Source organism: Cupriavidus sp. GW822-FHT02D05 (assembly GCF_058802485.1).
Window position 1 is genome coordinate 153,802 of record NZ_JBXAOE010000011.1, and the last position, 16,529, is coordinate 170,330.

Annotated in this window: 15 protein-coding genes; 6 read left to right on the forward strand and 9 right to left on the reverse strand. The window is 64.7% G+C overall.

The window, feature by feature from the left end:
- Positions 1-36: 36 nt before the first annotated feature.
- Complete coding sequence (msbA, locus tag AC1RQK_RS16655; protein WP_492373986.1) at positions 37-1,806, reverse strand: lipid A export permease/ATP-binding protein MsbA; 1,770 nt, start codon at positions 1,804-1,806, stop codon at positions 37-39.
- The gene (locus AC1RQK_RS16660) at positions 1,803-3,056 is read right to left on the reverse strand and encodes an O-antigen ligase family protein (protein ID WP_492809924.1); all 1,254 of its coding nucleotides are present in this window, start codon (positions 3,054-3,056) and stop codon (positions 1,803-1,805) included. The genes msbA and AC1RQK_RS16660 overlap by 4 nt, the downstream gene beginning before the upstream one ends.
- A gap of 11 nt (positions 3,057-3,067) precedes the next feature.
- On the opposite strand from AC1RQK_RS16660, the gene AC1RQK_RS16665 reads away from it, so the two are divergent.
- Positions 3,068-3,835: a glycosyltransferase family 2 protein gene (locus tag AC1RQK_RS16665; RefSeq protein WP_492809926.1), complete on the forward strand. Its 768-nt coding sequence runs from the start codon at positions 3,068-3,070 to the stop codon at positions 3,833-3,835.
- Here the strand turns inward: AC1RQK_RS16665 and AC1RQK_RS16670 are convergent.
- Both AC1RQK_RS16670 and dnaE read right to left on the reverse strand, forming a co-directional pair.
- Entirely contained in the window at positions 3,783-5,039 is a 1,257-nt protein-coding gene (locus AC1RQK_RS16670) for a glycosyltransferase (RefSeq protein WP_492373983.1), read from the reverse strand. The two genes, AC1RQK_RS16665 and AC1RQK_RS16670, sit on opposite strands and share 53 nt — an antisense overlap.
- Positions 5,040-5,135: 96 nt before the next feature.
- Positions 5,136-8,648, reverse strand: a complete 3,513-nt coding sequence (gene dnaE, locus AC1RQK_RS16675) for a DNA polymerase III subunit alpha (RefSeq protein WP_492373982.1) — start codon at positions 8,646-8,648, stop codon at positions 5,136-5,138.
- 182 nt (positions 8,649-8,830) lie between these two features.
- Between dnaE and AC1RQK_RS16680 the strand changes: the two genes are divergently transcribed.
- Positions 8,831-9,688: a sulfurtransferase gene (locus tag AC1RQK_RS16680; RefSeq protein WP_492809929.1), complete on the forward strand. Its 858-nt coding sequence runs from the start codon at positions 8,831-8,833 to the stop codon at positions 9,686-9,688.
- Between the two features lie 15 nt (positions 9,689-9,703).
- Here the strand turns inward: AC1RQK_RS16680 and AC1RQK_RS16685 are convergent, their stop codons facing one another.
- From AC1RQK_RS16685 to rpsP, 5 genes are all read right to left on the reverse strand, one after another.
- The gene (locus AC1RQK_RS16685; protein WP_416047866.1) at positions 9,704-10,384 is read right to left on the reverse strand and encodes an NUDIX hydrolase; all 681 of its coding nucleotides are present in this window, start codon (positions 10,382-10,384) and stop codon (positions 9,704-9,706) included.
- A 143-nt stretch (positions 10,385-10,527) separates the two neighbouring features.
- A complete protein-coding gene (gene rplS / locus AC1RQK_RS16690) occupies positions 10,528-10,935 on the reverse strand; it encodes a 50S ribosomal protein L19 (RefSeq protein WP_150986317.1) in 408 nt (135 codons plus the stop codon).
- A gap of 75 nt (positions 10,936-11,010) precedes the next feature.
- Positions 11,011-11,817 (reverse strand): tRNA (guanosine(37)-N1)-methyltransferase TrmD, encoded by an 807-nt coding sequence (gene trmD / locus AC1RQK_RS16695; RefSeq protein WP_043344527.1) that lies wholly within the window; start codon positions 11,815-11,817, stop codon positions 11,011-11,013.
- 81 nt (positions 11,818-11,898) lie between these two features.
- Complete coding sequence (rimM, locus tag AC1RQK_RS16700) at positions 11,899-12,486, reverse strand: ribosome maturation factor RimM (protein WP_241754494.1); 588 nt, start codon at positions 12,484-12,486, stop codon at positions 11,899-11,901.
- A 160-nt stretch (positions 12,487-12,646) separates the two neighbouring features.
- Entirely contained in the window at positions 12,647-12,901 is a 255-nt protein-coding gene (gene rpsP, locus AC1RQK_RS16705) for a 30S ribosomal protein S16 (RefSeq protein ID WP_043344523.1), read from the reverse strand.
- A gap of 145 nt (positions 12,902-13,046) precedes the next feature.
- Between rpsP and AC1RQK_RS16710 the strand changes: the two genes are divergently transcribed.
- The 4 genes from AC1RQK_RS16710 to AC1RQK_RS16725 all read left to right on the forward strand — a co-directional run bounded on the left by AC1RQK_RS16710 (position 13,047) and on the right by AC1RQK_RS16725 (position 16,467).
- On the forward strand, positions 13,047-14,180 hold the full coding sequence (locus AC1RQK_RS16710) for a PQQ-dependent sugar dehydrogenase (protein ID WP_492373980.1): 1,134 nt from the start codon (positions 13,047-13,049) through the stop codon (positions 14,178-14,180).
- Positions 14,181-14,339: 159 nt separating this feature from the next.
- Positions 14,340-14,747, forward strand: a complete 408-nt coding sequence (locus AC1RQK_RS16715; RefSeq protein ID WP_492373979.1) for a hypothetical protein — start codon at positions 14,340-14,342, stop codon at positions 14,745-14,747.
- A 274-nt stretch (positions 14,748-15,021) separates the two neighbouring features.
- Positions 15,022-15,507: an NINE protein gene (locus AC1RQK_RS16720; RefSeq protein WP_492373978.1), complete on the forward strand. Its 486-nt coding sequence runs from the start codon at positions 15,022-15,024 to the stop codon at positions 15,505-15,507.
- Between the two features lie 36 nt (positions 15,508-15,543).
- Complete coding sequence (locus tag AC1RQK_RS16725) at positions 15,544-16,467, forward strand: LysR family transcriptional regulator (protein ID WP_492809933.1); 924 nt, start codon at positions 15,544-15,546, stop codon at positions 16,465-16,467.
- The last annotated feature ends 62 nt before the right edge of the window (positions 16,468-16,529 follow it).

Below are 16,529 nucleotides of genomic sequence, written 5' to 3' on the forward strand. Positions count from 1 at the left end.
GCCGCGGGCAGCGGGAATCTGGCCGGCTGCGCCGGCTTACTGGGTGGCGAACTGGATCCTGTGCAGCCCGGCGTAGAGTCCCTCGGCCGAGAGCAGTTCGTCGTGGGTGCCATGCTCCGCCACCCGCCCGTGGTCTAGCACCACGATGCGATCGGCGTTCTCGATGGTGGACAGGCGGTGCGCGATGACCAGCGTTGTGCGGCCAACCATCAGGGCTTCCAGCGCGGCCTGCACCTGGCGCTCCGATTCGGAGTCGAGCGCCGAGGTGGCTTCATCGAGAATCAGGATCGGCGCGTCCTTGTACAGCGCGCGCGCGATCGCCATGCGCTGGCGCTGGCCACCAGACAACTTCATGCCGTTGTCGCCGATATTGGTCTCGAGCCCTTGCGGCAGGCCCTTGATCACATCGGTCAGGTAAGCGGCGGCCAGCGCGCGCTCGACACGCGCCATGTCGATCTGCGCCGCCGGATGCACGCCATAGGCCACATTGGCGGCAACCGTGTCGTTGAACAGCACCACGTCCTGGCTGACAAAGGCAATCTGGCGGCGCAGGTCATGCAGCGAGAACGCGTCGATGGTCTTGCCGTCCAGCAAGATGCGGCCCTCGGTCGGGTCGAAGAAGCGCGGCACCAGGTTGACCAGCGTGGTCTTGCCGCTGCCCGACGGCCCCACCAGCGCCACGACTTCACCGGCGCTGACGTTGAAGTTGATGTTGTCCAATGCCGGGCGGGCGGCCTCGCCGTAGCGAAAGCCCACCTTCTCGAACACCAGTTCGCCACGCGCGCGCTCGAGCGGCAGGCCGCCATCTTGCGGCTCGATCGGCTCATCGATCAGGCCGAAGATCATCTCGGCCGCGGTCAGGCCGCGCTGCAGCGGCTGGTTCAGGTCGGTCAGGTGCTTGAGCGGCGAGACCAGCAGCAGCATCGCCATCACAAAGCCGGTGAAGCTGCCCACCGTGGTGTGGTTGGTCTGCGACTGGATCATCGCTATGGTGAGGATGACAGACAGCGCCAGCGCCGCCAGGAATGCCGTGACGGGCTGGTTCAGCCCGCCTGCCACTGCCATGCGCATGGAATAGCCACGCAGGCGCTCGGCCATGGCCGCAAAACGCGACGTCTCATAAGCCTCGCCGCCATGCAGCTTGACCACCTTGTAGCCACCAGCGGCTTCCTCGACCACGTAGGCCGCGGTGTTGGTCAGCGCCTGGTGATCGCGATTAAGGCGCCGCAGGCGGCGATTGACCTTGGCCATGACGAAACCGATCACCGGCAGGATCACCGCCACCACCAGCGTCAGGCTCCAGTTGGTATAGAACAGGTAGACCAGCAGCGCCAACACGGTGAGCGAATCGCGCACCAGGGTGATCAGCACGCCGGTCAGGATCTGCATGACCTGGTTGACCTCGAAGATCACCGCATTGATCAGCGAGGCCGCGGTATTGCGGTGGTAGAACAGCGCGGGCGCATGCAGCATGCGCTCGAACATCTGCATACGCATTTTCAGCAGCACCCGGTTGGAGATCAGGGCGAGCAGGTAGCCGGAGGCGAACTGCGCCACCCCGCGTACCAGCGCCACGCCAATCAGCAGGGCCGGCACGTGCCAGAGCTTGCCGGCATATGCGCCGCCGAAACCGTTGTCGAGCAGGTCATTGACGACCTTGGGCATGATCCCTTCGGCGCCAGCCACAGCCGCCATCGCGATAATGGCAACGATGAAGACGCGCATTTCCGGACGCAGGTAGGACCAGACTCGCTTCAGGGTGTCGGCTTCCTGTGCCGGGGGCGCATTTTGTTCTTGGACTTTCACGTTTTCTCCACCCCGTCGGCGCGGGGATACTTTGCTTGTACCGCGGCCAGCCCGAGCAACAGCCCGATGATGCCGGCATAAAAAACAATATTTGCCTGGTGCGCCATCGTCACCTGTGTCAGGCCGCTGATCAGGCTGGCCATGACGACGCCGATGCCGGAAGCGCACACGCTGACGCCAAGTGAATTGGCATTGCGGCAGCATACGCGCAGCAGCCGCCAGAACAGGACACCAGGAACCAGGAACAAGCCCAGCAATGCCAGCATGCCCGGCATGCCCATTGTCGCTGCCGCCTCGAGCACATCGTTGTGCGCATGCTCAAGAGTGCAAACGTCAGACGACCCATGCTCCTTGCAGAAGATGGAAGCTTGGGGAATCCGCGCGAACTGTCCGACCCCGACGCCGAGCCAGGGATGCAAGTGGATCGATTCCACCGCCATTTGCCAAAGCTTCAGCCGTGCCCCTACCGAAGTCTCGGTATTCCCCTGCTGGAACTGCTCCCACTGTCCCCGCACAAGGTCAACCCGCTGCGCGACGGGGCTGCCAGGCGCCAGATAGAGTCCCGCAGCCAAGGCCGCGATAAGCGCCACGGCGCCAAAGAACTTCGCCGGCCTCATGCTCGGGTAACGAACAAAGAGCAGCAGGATCATCGTGATACACAATGCCAGCCACGCTCCGCGCGTGCCATTCACAATCAGCACCGAACCGGCGAGCGCCAGATCCAGCCAGGCAAGCAGATGCGCCTTGCGGCTGATCCCTGGCCGCACGAAACCAATCAACCCCAATGCGGCAACCATGTTCCCAAACGCGATGGCCTGGGTCCAGGCCGACGGCCGTGGATCGTCGAGAACCCAGCGCTGGAACAGGACAATCACCAGGCTCATCGCCAAAGCGATTGTGATGCCACTCCAGAGCCGCCGCGGGTCTGGCGCGATCTTGAGGATAACCAGGCATGTCACCAACAACAGGAGAATGCGAGAAGGGTTATCCATCACGTTCCAGGGAACGTGGAAATAGAGCTTGGAACCCAGAAAGACAAGCACCAAAGCTAGAATAGCGAGCCCGATGGGGTACAGCGTGGCGCGATACTGCGCAAACATGGGCCTCAAGCCGCGATGGACAACCAGCGCCAGCAGCAAGATGGCGCCCAGGAAAATACCGGCGCCTTTCGGCACGCAGAGCAGCAGGATTGGAAATGCCAGAACTAGCGCATTGGTAAAAGCGGTCACTTTTCCGGCACGAAACATCATAAACAAGCTCTATGAAAATCTCAGTCGTACTGATTACAAAAAACGAGGCACACAACATCCGGGAGTGCCTGGAAAGCGTGTCCTGGTGCGACCGCGCGATTATAGTGGATTCAGGTAGCCGGGACGGCACGGTCGAGCTGGCCCGGAGCCTGGGCGCGGAGGTCTTCGAAACCGAGCACTGGCCTGGCTTCGGCGTCCAGAAAAACCTGGCGGTATCCAAGGCCGACGGCGACTGGATCTTCTCCATCGACGCGGACGAACGGGTCACCCCCGAGCTGCGCGACGAAATTCTCGCCGCAGTGGCGTCCGGCCAGTCCGATGCGTACGAGGTACCTAGGCTGTCGCGCTTTTGCGGCCGCTTCATCCGCCACGGCGGCTGGTACCCCGACTACGTCACACGGCTGTTCCGCCGTGGCCACGCCCGCTTCACCGACGATCTCGTGCATGAGCGCGTGATAGCCGATGCACCAGTCGGCAGGCTCAATTCGCCATTGCTGCATTACACCTATGACGATTTCTCGCAGGTGCTGCAAAAGATCGACAAATACTCCAGCCTCGGCGCCCAGCAGGGCTTCGCGCGCGGCAAGACGGCGTCGCCCGCCAGCGCCTTGCTGCATGGCGCCTGGGCGTTCCTGCGCACCTACCTGCTGCGCCGCGGTTTCCTGGACGGCGCGCAGGGGCTCGGTGTGGCGCTGATGAATGGCCAGGCCAGCTACTACAAGTACATCAAGCTATGGTACCTGCAGCAGAAGAGCGAGCAGCAGGCGCCCCCACGGTAGGGGCTGCCGCGCCTGCCTGAGGCACGCCCAGCAAGTCCTCAACGCAAGCGCTGAAGGCCGCCGAGGTGGGGCCAAAGCCCATCTGCTCGATGTGCACAGCCGCATAGGCCAGCAGCCGGGCGCGCAGCGGCGCGTCCTCGAGCCCGCGGCGGATCGCCTCCGCCAGCGCGGGCACATCGCCAACCGGCGTCAGCAGGCCAGCCTTGCCCTCGGCCAGGATCTCGCGCGGGCCCACCGGGCAATCGGTACTCACCACCAACTGGCCCAGCGCCATGCCTTCAAGAAGCACATTGGGCAGCCCCTCCATCTTGGAGCTGAACGCCATCAGCCGCGCATGGTGGATCCATGCATAGGGATTGGCCTGGAAACCGGCAAAGCTGACGCGCTCGCTGATGCCGAGCTCGCGCGCGAGCGCTTCGAGCCGGCCGCGCGAAGCGCCGTCGCCCACCAGCACAAGCCGCTCGCACAAGCCCGTGCCCCTGACCAGCGCCGCGTAGGCCCGCAGCAGCGTGGTGAAATCCTTCTGGCTTTCTTCCAGCCGCCCCACCGAAACAATGTAGGGATGCGCCGGCGGCTTGAACGGCGCCTTGCCGAGCGCACGGATGCGATCGAGGTCAGTGGCGTTGTACAGGCGGATGAATTTGTCGGCGGCCTCGGGAATCAGCGCCCGCGCATCGGCCAGCATGCTGTCGTTGAGCACCACGATGCGGTCATAGTGCTCACGGCACTGGCGTCGCAGCTTGCGCAGCTTGCGGCGGTTCTCGCGCTCCAGGTGTGCCACGCTGAAATGCTGGTAGCCGATCATCGGCACCGGCAGGCGACCGGTCAGCCGCGACAGCGACATGTCGTAGTCGATCACCAGGTCATAGTCCCGCGCGATACCGCGAAAGCGCCGGTTGACCAGCGGCTTGCGCAGCGGCGGCAACAACACTTCTTCATAGATCTTGCCCAACGGGCCCAGCTTGCCGGCTTTTTTCAATTGCCGGCAGCGCGAGAGCCAGGCCTCCGGCGCGAGGATATGGATCTTGACGTCCGGCGGCAACATAGCGCGGAAATGCGTCTCCAGCGCTTCGGTCGGATAGGTCAGCGTCAGGCCGATCTCGAAGCGCTCTCGATCCAGCGAGGCCAGCAGCGACACCAGCGAGGTCTCGATGCCGCCGCGCAGGAAGTGGGTCAGGTGGAAGAGGATGCGTTGCTTGGCCATGCGGGGCTTGTGTGATCCATGAAAAGACGGGATGGACGGCAGCAATGCCGGTCAGGGCGGCGCTATGCCGGTACCGCCCCGCCGGCAAGCCCCGGGTCAGCCGTAGAGCATGCGGACGTTCTCGCCCGACAGGGCCGCGCGGAAGCTTGCCAGGGCATCGTCGGATGGCGTGACCAGCCACTGCCGCCCCAGTTCCGCCTCGCAGCGCGCGCCGGTGGTGGCGTAGCTCACGCGCACCGGCACGCCTGGCGCATTGGCCACACTCGCCAAGTAGGGCGTGAGCAACTCGCGCAGCAGTTCCGTGGAGGCATTGCCGTTGAACGCCAGGCCGACCGCCTCGGCGTACTTGGCGCGCGCCGCCACCAGGTCCATCACCGATTCAGCGGTGAAGCGCACGCCACCGGTAAAGGTGTCGTGACGGGCGTTGCCTTGCACGATCACCATCTCGTCCTCGCGGAACATATGGCGGTTGGCATCGAACAATTCGTTGAACACCGTCATCTCGACCTGTCCGGTACCGTCGTCAAGCAAGACAATCAGCATCTTGCCGCGCTGCGTCATCTGGGTGCGCATGCCGGTGATGACACCAGCGATGACTTTGCCACGCACGTCGCGGCCGTAGCCGCCGCCATTGCCTTGCACTTCCTTTTCCAGGCCGGCCAGCGTGCCCTTGAGGAAGCGGCCGACTTCGTCCCGATAGGCGTCGAACAGGTGGCCGGAGAAGTAATAGCCCAGCGCCTGCTTTTCTTCCTGCAGCATGCGCTTGGGCGCCCAGGCCGGTTCGTCGACCAGCGAGGGGCGGTGCGATTCGCCGGCGTCAGCCATCAGGTCGAACAGCGACACCTGGTTGGCTGACTCGGCCTTCTGCTCGGCGGCTTCCATGGCACGCGACACCGAGGCCAGCAACTGGCCGCGATTGGCGTTGAGGCTGTCGAAGGCGCCGGCGCGAATCAGCGCCTCGATGGTGCGGCGGTTGACCTGGCGGCGGTCGACGCGCTCGCAGAAATCGAACAGGTCGGCAAAGGGCTTTTCCTCGCGGGCGCGCAGGATGTCCTCGATGGCACCCTGCCCCGAGCCCTTGATTCCGCCAAGGCCGTAGCGGATGGTCTTGGCGTCGGTCGGCGCGAAGCGGTATTCGCTGGCGTTGACGTCAGGCGGCAGCACCTGGAGCTTGTTGAGCTTGCAATCGTCAAAGAGGATCTTGACCTTGTCGGTGTCGTCCATGGCGAGCGACATATTCGCAGCCATGAACGCGGCTGGATGGTGCGCCTTGAGCCAGGCCGTGTAGTAGGCCAGCAACGCGTAAGCGGCCGCGTGCGATTTGTTGAAGCCGTAGCCCGCGAACTTTTCCATCAGGTCGAAGGTGTCGTCCGCCTTCTCGGCGGTCAGGCCGTTCTTGGCCGCACCCTCGCGGAACAGCTCGCGGTGCTGGGCCATTTCCTCGGCCTTCTTCTTGCCCATGGCGCGGCGCAGCAAGTCGGCGCCGCCCAGCGAGTAGCCGCCGATGATCTGCGCCATCTGCATCACCTGCTCCTGGTAGACCATGATGCCATAGGTCTCCTTGAGCACCGGCTCGACGCGCGGGTCCGGGTACTCCACCTTCTCGCGGCCGTGCTTACGGGCGCAGAAGCTGGGGATCAGGTCCATCGGGCCTGGGCGGTAGAGTGCCACCAGCGCGATGATGTCCTCAAAGCGGTCAGGCTTGGCGTCCTTCAGCATGCCCTGCATGCCGCGGCTTTCCAGCTGGAACACGGCGACCGTGTTGGCCGTCTTGAGGATGTCGAATGCCTTGCTGTCGTCGAGCGGGATGTGGCTGCAGTTCCAGTCCGCCATGGACGGATCGAGCCTGCGGATATAGCGCTCGGCCCAGTCCAGGATGGTCAGCGTGGTCAGGCCCAAGAAGTCGAACTTGACCAGGCCGGCGGCTTCCACGTCGTCCTTGTCGTACTGGCTGACCACACCGCTCATGCCGTCGTTCTGCGCGCCCTGGGTATAGAGCGGGCAGAAATCCGTCAGCTTGCCCGGGGCGATCAGCACGCCGCCGGCGTGCATGCCGACGTTACGCGTCATGCCTTCCACGCGCTGCGCCAGCTCCAGCAGCTGGCGCACTTCTTCTTCGTTCTTCTCGCGCTCGGTCAGGAGCGGCTCTTCCTTCTTGGCTTCCTCGATGGTGACGAGCTTGCCCGGCTTGAAAGGAATCAGCTTGGCGATGCCGTCGACAAAGCCATAGCCCAGGTCGAGCACGCGGCCCACGTCGCGCACCGCGGCCTTGGCGGCCATGGTGCCGAAGGTGGCGATCTGCGATACCGCGGCGTGGCCGTACTTCTCCTTCACGTACGTGATAACGCGATCGCGCCCCTGCTGGCAGAAGTCGATGTCGAAGTCGGGCATTGAAACCCGTTCCGGGTTCAGGAACCGCTCGAACAGCAGCGCGTACTTGAGCGGATCCAGATCGGTAATACCGAGCGCATAGGCCACCAGCGAACCAGCGCCGGAGCCCCGTCCCGGCCCGACCGGCACGCCGTTGTTCTTAGCCCAGTTGATAAAGTCCGCCACGATCAGGAAGTAGCCGGGGAAGCCCATCTTGATGATGGTACCGGTCTCGAACTCCAGCCTCGCGTAGTACTCGGGGCGCTTGGCCTCGCGCACGGCTTCGTCGGGGAACAGCACCACCATGCGCTTTTCCAGGCCTTCCTTGGCCAGGTGCACAAGGTAATCGTCGAGCGACATGCCGTCGGGCGTCGGAAACAGCGGCAGGCGCGGCTTGCCCAGTTCCAGCGTGAGGTTGCAGCGGCGCGCGATCTGCACCGCGTTTTCCAGCGCGGACGGGATGTCGGCGAACAGCGCGCACATCTCGTCCTGGGTCTTGAAATACTGGTCGGTGGTGAAGCGCCGCACGCGGCGGGGGTTAGCCAGCAGCTCCCCTTCGGCGATGCAGGTGCGAGCCTCGTGCGCCGTGAAATCGTCAGGCGTCATGAACTGCACCGGGTGCGTCGCCACCACCGGCAAGCCCAGCCTGGCCGCCAACTGCACCGCCTGCTGCACATAGGCATCAGTGCCGGGCAGGCCTGCACGCTGCAGCTCGATATAGAAGCGCTGCGGGAACACCTTTGCCCAATGCGCGGCGGCCTGCGCCGCGGCCGCATCGTTGCCATTGGCCAGCGCCATGCCGATGTCACCGCCCATCGCGCCAGACAGCGCAATCAGGCCGGTGGCCAGCGGCTGGCCCTCTTCGCCGGCTTCGTCGAACCAGGCGGGGTCGATCTCGGCGCGGCCGCGGTACTGGTTGGAAAGCCACGCGCGCGACAGCAGCACGCAGAGATTGAGGTAGCCAATCCGGTCCCGGACCAACAGCAGCAAGCGCGTCGGCTTGTCGCGATCGTCGGCGTTGGTCAGCCAGACGTCGGCGCCAACCACGGGCTTGACGCCGCCGCCGCGCGCTTCCTTGTAGAAGCGGATCAGGCCGAAGGCATTGGCCAGGTCAGTCAGGGCGAGCGCGCCCATGCCATCGGCGGCCGCAGCCTTGACGGCATCGTCCAGGCGCACGATGCCGTCGACGACGGAGTATTCGGAATGAAGACGGAGATGAACGAAGCGAGGTGCAGACATGGCCGTAATTGTACCGGCTCGGCATGTCCGCGCCTGCCTTCTTTGCGCTACGAGCCCGACGGCAAGACTGAGCCAGGCGCTCGGAAAAGCCCGGCAGGAGGCCTGCGAGGCGCTATAATTTCGCCTTTCCAATCAGGCAGTTACCGCGCGCTCGCAAGGCGCGGTCCCGTCGCGCGCCACCTATGCAGATCGTAAACATCTCCGCTTACAAGTTCGTCTCACTGGACGATATCCCGGTCTTGCGCCCGGAAATGCGCGCGCGCTGTGAAGCACACGGGCTCAAGGGCACGATCCTGCTCGCGCCGGAAGGCATCAACCTGTTCCTCGCCGGCGTGCGCGAGGCCATCGACGGCTTCCTCGCCTGGCTGCATGCCGACCCGCGCTTTGCCGATATCGAGCCCAAGGAGAGCCTGTCGGAAAACCAGCCCTTCAAGCGCATGCTGGTGCGTGAGAAGAAGGAAATCATCACCATGAAGATGCCGCTGATCCGCCCCGAAGCCGGTCGGGCGCCGGCGGTGACGCCAGTCGAGCTCAAGCGCTGGCTGGACCAGGGCCACGACGATGCCGGCCGCCCTGTGGTGATGCTGGATACACGCAACGCCTTTGAGGTCGCCGTCGGCACGTTCGAGCAGGCGGTCGATTACGACATCGCCAAGTTCAGCGATTTTCCGCCAGCCATTGCCGCGCACAAGGCGGAGTTCGCGGGCAAGACCATCGTGTCGTTCTGCACCGGCGGCATTCGCTGCGAGAAGGCCGCCATCCACATGCAGGAAGCCGGCATCGAGCATGTCTACCAGCTAGAGGGGGGCATCCTGAAGTATTTCGAGGAAGTGGGTGGCAGCCACTATCAGGGCGACTGCTTTGTCTTCGACTACCGCACCGCGCTGAACCCCAACCTGGAGCCGGCTGGCCCCAAGCAGTGTTTTGCCTGCCGCGCCGTGGTCACCGCCGAAGAGCAGCAAAGCCCGCACTACGTGGTGGGCCAGAGCTGCCCGCACTGCATCGGGGAAGGCACCGGGACGGCAGCGGCGGCCGCCTGAGCGCGCTGGCGTCCCTCAGGCGGCCAGCAAGTGGTAGAGGTTGCGCAGCATGCCGGCGGTGGCGCCCCAGATAAACCGGTGGCCGCCATCCTCGCGCGGGAACGGCATGGCGTAGAACAGCCGCTCGCCGTCCACCCAGCGAAACAGGCGCTGCTCGTGATGCGACGGGTCCATCAGGAAACCTAGCGGCACTTCAAACACATCGGCAACCTCGCGCGCATCGGGCCGCAGCGTGAAGCCGTCGCGGACCAGGCCCACCACCGGGCTCACATGGAAGCCGGTGCCGGTGATGTAGTCGGGCAAGCTGCCCAGCACCTCCACATAATCGCGCGCCAGCCCCACCTCTTCCTCCGTTTCGCGCAGTGCCGTCGCCGTCCGGTCGATATCGAACGCTTCGTGGCGGCCGCCGGGGAAACTGATTTGCCCGGCGTGCGCGCTCAGGTTGGCGTTGCGCTCGGTCAGCAGCACGGTCAGCCCATCCTCACGCTCCACCAACGGTACCAGCACGGCTGCATCGCGCAGCTTCAGGCTGCGGTCATAGGCGCGCGACTCATCGGTCAGCTCGGGGTCCCAGGCAGGGGGCGACTGGAGCCGATGGCGGATGAATTCCGGGCGCAGGCGCACGTCGGCCAGCGGCGGGTGCCGCGTGTCGGTGGCGACGATGGGGAGGGATTCGGGATCAAAGGCAGGACGCATAATCGTTGCGAGTATGACAGAAGCCGGCCAAACCGTTTGTGCTGCGACGCGGCAAACGTGGCACGCGGAGATGCAAAAAGGGCACCCGAAGGTGCCCTTTTTGCGCAGCCTCGACCGGCAAGCCGATCGAGGCGACTGGCGGCTTACTGAGCAGCAGCAGCCTTGGCAGCAGCCTTGGCCGGTGCCGACTTGTATGCCAGCTTTTCCTTGATCCGCGCGGACTTGCCCGAACGCTGACGCAGGTAGTACAGCTTGGCGCGGCGGACGTCGCCACGGCGCTTCACTTCGATCGCTGCGATCAGCGGCGAGTACAGCTGGAACGTACGTTCCACGCCTTCACCCGACGAAATCTTGCGCACGATGAAGGACGAATTCAGGCCACGATTGCGCTTGGCAATCACGACGCCTTCATAAGCCTGGACGCGCTTGCGGTTACCTTCCACCACGTTCACGCTGACGATCACGGTGTCGCCGGGTGCGAATGCGGGGATGGTCTTGTTCGCGGTCAGACGCGCGATTTCGTCTTTCTCGATCAGCTCGATGATGTTCATCGTTTCTTCTCCTTGTCCATCATGCCGACGTTGTATGCCCCAGGCATGGCCTGGGCCCCGGCAGAGGATGGGGTTTCACTTGGCGGGAGCGAGCTCCCGCCCTTCTTTCGCCAGCCATGTCGACAGGAATTTCTCGTCGACCCGGCTCAGCAACCCTTGACTGCGCGCTGCCTCGATCAGATCGGGGCGCTTCTTCGCAGTATTGGCCAGCGCCTGCTGGCGCCGCCACTTCTCGATCTCGGCATGATGGCCCCCGAGCAAGATATCGGGCACCCGCACACCTTCGTATTCTTCTGGCCGCGTGTAGTGCGGACAATCCAGCAGCCCGTTGACGAAGCTGTCCTGAACCGCCGACTGGGCATCGCCCAACACACCCGGCAAATGCCTGACCACCGCGTCGATCACGGCCATGGCCGGCAGCTCGCCACCGGATAGCACGAAATCGCCGAGGCTGATTTCCTCATCGACCCGACGCTCGATCAACCGCTGGTCAATCGCTTCGTAGCGTCCGCACAGCATCACCAGGCCTGGACGCTGTGCCAGTGACATCACCTTTTGGTGCGTCAGCGGCGCGCCTTGCGGCGACATCAGCACCACGTGCGGCCGCACCGGCGCCTCCTGGCCCTCCGGCTTGGCCTGCGCCGCCTGCTGGGCGGAACACGCCGCGTCGATGGCATCTTCCAGCGGCTTGGCCAGCATCACCATGCCAGGGCCGCCGCCGTAGGGGCGATCGTCGATGGTACGGTAGTTGTCGCTGGTGAAGTCGCGTGGATTCCAGGTGCGCAACGTGTAGCGCTGCTGCTTTGCCGCCCGACTGGTAATGCCCCAGTCGGTCAGCGCGCGAAACATCTCGGGAAACAGCGTGATCACGTCGAACTGCATCCGCCTCTCCCTTTACTTGCCCACCACTCGCCCACCGGCTATCGCCGGCCAAGCACCCTTGCCTTCAGCAGCTCGGGCCGCTCAGTAATCCAGGCCCCAGTCCACCACCACGCGCCGGGCCGAGATATCGACCGAGCGCAGGAATGCGTCGACAAAGGGAATCAGGCGCTCACCCGCCTTGCCATCGGGCAAGGCATGCGCCACCTGCAGGATCTGGTGCGCACCGTTGTCGATCAGCCCGGACACTTCGCCCAGCGACTCGCCCTGCTCATTGAACACGGCACAGCCAATCAGATCGACCCAGTAGAATTCGTTCTCATCCGGCGCGGGGAAGTCCTCGCGACGAATCCAGACACGGCGCCCCTTGAGCGCCTCCGAGTGGTTGCGCTCGGACACGCCGCTCGCCTGGGCCACTACGGTACCGCTGTGCTCGCGGGACTGCACGATCTTCACGCACAAGGCCTCGGAGGCCACGGCATCTGCCGCGCCAACCAGGCCGGTTGGCGGCGGTTTGAGCAGCCACCAGCGGCGCGCGTGCAACAGCGCGCTTGCATCGTCGGCATGCGGCTGGACCTTGATCCAGCCCCGTATCCCATAAGCCGCACCGATATAACCGACCTCGATCAGGTCGTCCGGCAGCTTATCGGTATACGCCAGCGCAGCCGGCAACCCGGTTGCACCGCGCTTGAGACTGGGCTTTTCCTGCTCACCGGCCTCGCGCCGGGCCGAGGGCTCGAGCGGCACATTGAGTGGCCGCCGCGCCGGGGCGCCTTGCTTGCGTTCTGTCACGTGTCGTTTGCCACGCGTCGCGAAACGCGCGTCACAACAATCAGGCTGCAGCCTTGGCGGCGTTTTGCTTGACCAGACGGGCAACCGTCGGCGACAGCTGGGCGCCAACGCCGGTCCAGTACGTCAGGCGGTCTTGCACCAGACGCAGGCCTTCTTCGCTTGCCGAAGCCAGGGGGTTGTAGAAACCAATACGCTCGATGAAACGGCCATCGCGACGATTACGCGAGTCAGCAGCGACGATATTGAAGAAGGGGCGCTTCTTGCTGCCACCGCGAGCCAGACGGATTACGACCATGGGTTTGATTCCTCAGAAAACTTGATGTTCGAACACGAAACGCAAGAGTATAGACCAAATTCCGAGGCCAAACAAACACTTAGAGCGATTGACGCGACACCCGGCCGCAGGCATCGTGGTGAAAACCCCGACAGGAGCGCGCGCCATGCGATTTCATCTTCACATTCGCAGCTTCCGAACCCTGCTCGCGAGCACTTTCTCGGCGTTCGCAGCCGCGATCTGGTTCAGCCCCAATGCCAACGCCGCCCTGCCGCTGGATCAGATCCAGCTGCCCCCAGGCTTTCACATCGAATTGCTGAGCGCGGAGGTGCCGGAAGCCCGTGGCATGACCCTGTCGCCGGCAGGCACGCTCTTCATCGGCACCCGCAGCGAAGGCAAGGTGTATGCGATCCGCAACCCGCTGGCGCCCGCCCCGAAGGTGAAGACTATCGCCACCGGCCTGACCATGCCGGTGGGCGTGGCCTTCCGCAACGGCGCGCTGTACGCCTCCTCGACCTCGCAGATCGTCCGGCTGGATGATATCGATGCCCGCCTGGACAACCCGCCCAAACCCATCGTGGTAAGTGATCGCTTTCCCTCCGAAACGCACCACGGGTGGAAGTTTATCGCCTTTGGCCCGGATGGATATCTGTACGTGCCGGTCGGCGCGCCGTGCAATATCTGCGCGCCCGACGAGAACCGTTACGCCAACATCATGAAGATGAAGCCGGACGGCACCGACTTGCAGGTCGTGGCCAGGGGGGTGCGCAACTCGGTAGGCTTTGACTGGCACCCGGCCACCCGGCAGCTCTGGTTCACCGACAACGGGCGCGACATGTTGGGGGACGATGTGCCCGACGACGAGCTCAACCACCTTACCCGGGCGGGCCAGCATTTCGGCTACCCGTACTGCCACGCCGGCAGCGTCCCCGACCCCGAGTTCGGCAAGCAGCGCGCCTGCTCCGAGTTCGAGCCGCCGGCCGCAAAGCTGGGCGCGCATGTCGCCGCGCTCGGCATGCGCTTTTATACCGGCACGCAATTCCCCGCCGAGTACCGCAACAGCATTTTCATTGCCGAACACGGCAGCTGGAACCGGACCAAGCCGGTCGGCTACCGCGTCGTCCGGGTGGTACTGAATGAGCGCGGCCAGGCGGTGCGCCAGGAGGTGTTCGCGCGAGGCTGGCTGCAGGGCGACAAACCCTGGGGCCGGCCTGCCGATGTCCAGGTTGCCCCGGACGGTTCGCTGCTGGTCAGCGACGACATGGCGGGCGCGGTCTATCGCATCCGCTACGCACCCTGAGCCCTTGCCGCGCGCCGGATACAGCCCGGCCCCCAGGACAGTGGAGAAACAATCCGTTACACCGGTAACGGCTTTAGCATAGGCGCACCGAAGACGCGTGCGTACCATGAACCCATATCTCGAACAACCTCACCACGCGACAGGATACTGGGATTCCGCATGCTCCCCCGCACCCTCCTGCGCGACTCGGTGGCTGGCATCCTGTTGGCCGTTTCCTTGCTCGGCCTCAATGCTGTCAGCCATGCACAGGTCGCGTTTTGGCAACATGGCCGGCCCGAAGGCCGGATTGTGAGCAATGCGCATGGCCAGCCAGGCCACGGCGCATGGGAAATGGCGAGTGTACGCGCGGAACGGCAAGACCATGTGCGTGCCCAGATCGAACGAATGGAAGCCCGCGCGCGCGCCGATGACCGCCTGAATGGCCGCCCCCTGCCACCTCAGGAACGCGACGATGAACGCAACCGGCAGTCGGATCGCAATATGCAAGGCGACAACGGGCGTGGCGAGCAGCGCGGCTCCGGCATGGGCCCGGGCTGGCAAGCGCGCGGACGAGACGGCGGCCGCTAGGCACGCCCCCCCCTCCTCACTGCCTTCCATGGCTGATTGCCGTGCCCACGGCAATCACGCTCTACTCTCTACTTGCCCCCTCCTCGACGATATGCCGCGAAAGAAACTCTCGCGGGCATCCGCGTCCGACCCGCAAAGCTTCCTGCCCTGCTCCGCCGGAGTCCGCCCTCGGTTGATGCCGGCGTACAATGAGCGCCGGCGCCAGCCTGGCTGGCATTCACCTGAATTGCGCTTGCCGGCCGCCCCTGCCGGTCATTAACCTAGCTGTCGCCCCATGCCCGCCGCTACCCAAGTTTCAGCCACCGCTGCCCCCAAGCCGCTTCAGGGCAAATCCAAACTGATCACGGTCGCACTGGCCTTCCTGTTCGGCACCGTGGGCCTGCATCGCTTCTACCTGGGTGGCTTGCGCGATAAGTTTGCCTGGGCGCACCTGCTGGCGGCACTCGCCGGGGTCATCGGCGTCATGTCGATGCAAACTAGCGCCGGCTCGCCGGCCCTGAACTGGACCTTCGCCATTGCCGGCGGCACGTCGGTGATCAGCGCCTTCCTGGCGGCCATCGTGTATGGCCTGCGCCCCGACGACAAATGGGATGCCCGCTTCAACCCGCATGGCACGCCAACCCGTTCGGGCTGGCCCGTCGTGATCCTCGTCATCCTGTCCCTGCTGATCGGCACCGGCCTGCTGATGGCGGGCTTGGCCATCAGTTTCCAGACTTTCTTCGAATCCCAGGTCGAAGCCGCGCGCGCCTTGTCGCAATAAGCCTCAGGTCCCAGGCCCAGCCCCCCCCCGGCGCCGATGCACTTCGACCTGCTGGACATCGCCGTGTTCGTGCGCGCAGCGTCGCTGGGCAACCTCTCGGCAGCGGCGCGCGATCTCGGGTTATCCACCTCCTCGGCCAGCAGCCGCCTGGCCCAGCTCGAGCAGCGGCTCGGCACGCGGCTGCTGCACCGGACCACGCGCCGCATCTCCCTGACCGGCGAGGGTGAGCGCTTCCTCGAACATGCCGCGCATTTGCTCGACACAGCCGGCCAGGCCGCGCAATCAGTGGGCCGCGGCGCGCAGGCGCCCCAGGGGCAGTTGCGGGTCACGGTGCCCGCATCTTTTGGCCGCCAGCACGTCTCGCCGGCCATCCCTGCCTTTCTCGCCGCCTACCCGGGACTGACGCTGGACCTGCGCCTGACCGACCAGGTGATCGGCCTGGTCGAGGCCGGCGTCGACGTGGCATTACGCATGGGTGCGTTGCCGGACTCATCCCTGGTGGCACGCCCCCTGGCCCCTAGCCATCGCGCCGTTTGCGCTTCGCCTGGCTATCTTGCTGCGCACGGCACGCCCCGGCATCCCGAAGAGTTGCGCCACCACAATTGCATCGTGCTGGGCGACCAGTCCTCCTGGCAGTTCGACACGGCGCTAGGCAAGACAGCAGTAGCGGTCGCCGGCAACCTGCGCACGGACAACGGCGAAGTCATCCGGGATGCGATCCTGGCTGGCATGGGGCTGGCGCTCAAGTCGACCTGGGACGTTGGCCCTTACCTGCGCAGCGGCGCGCTGGTCCGCGTGCTCCCCGATTACCCGGTGCTGCCGGCCGTGTCGATCTGGGCGGTCTATCCCAGCCGCCGCCAGGTGCCCGCGAAGACGCACGCATTTATCGATTTCTTTGCTGCGCGCTTCGGCTCCCCACCCTACTGGGATAGCCCAGAGGCCACGGCTCCCGCCCCGTAAAAAACACAGCTTGGCTCCCTACGCGAAGTACTGTATAAATATACAGTATCAACTGTAGCCAC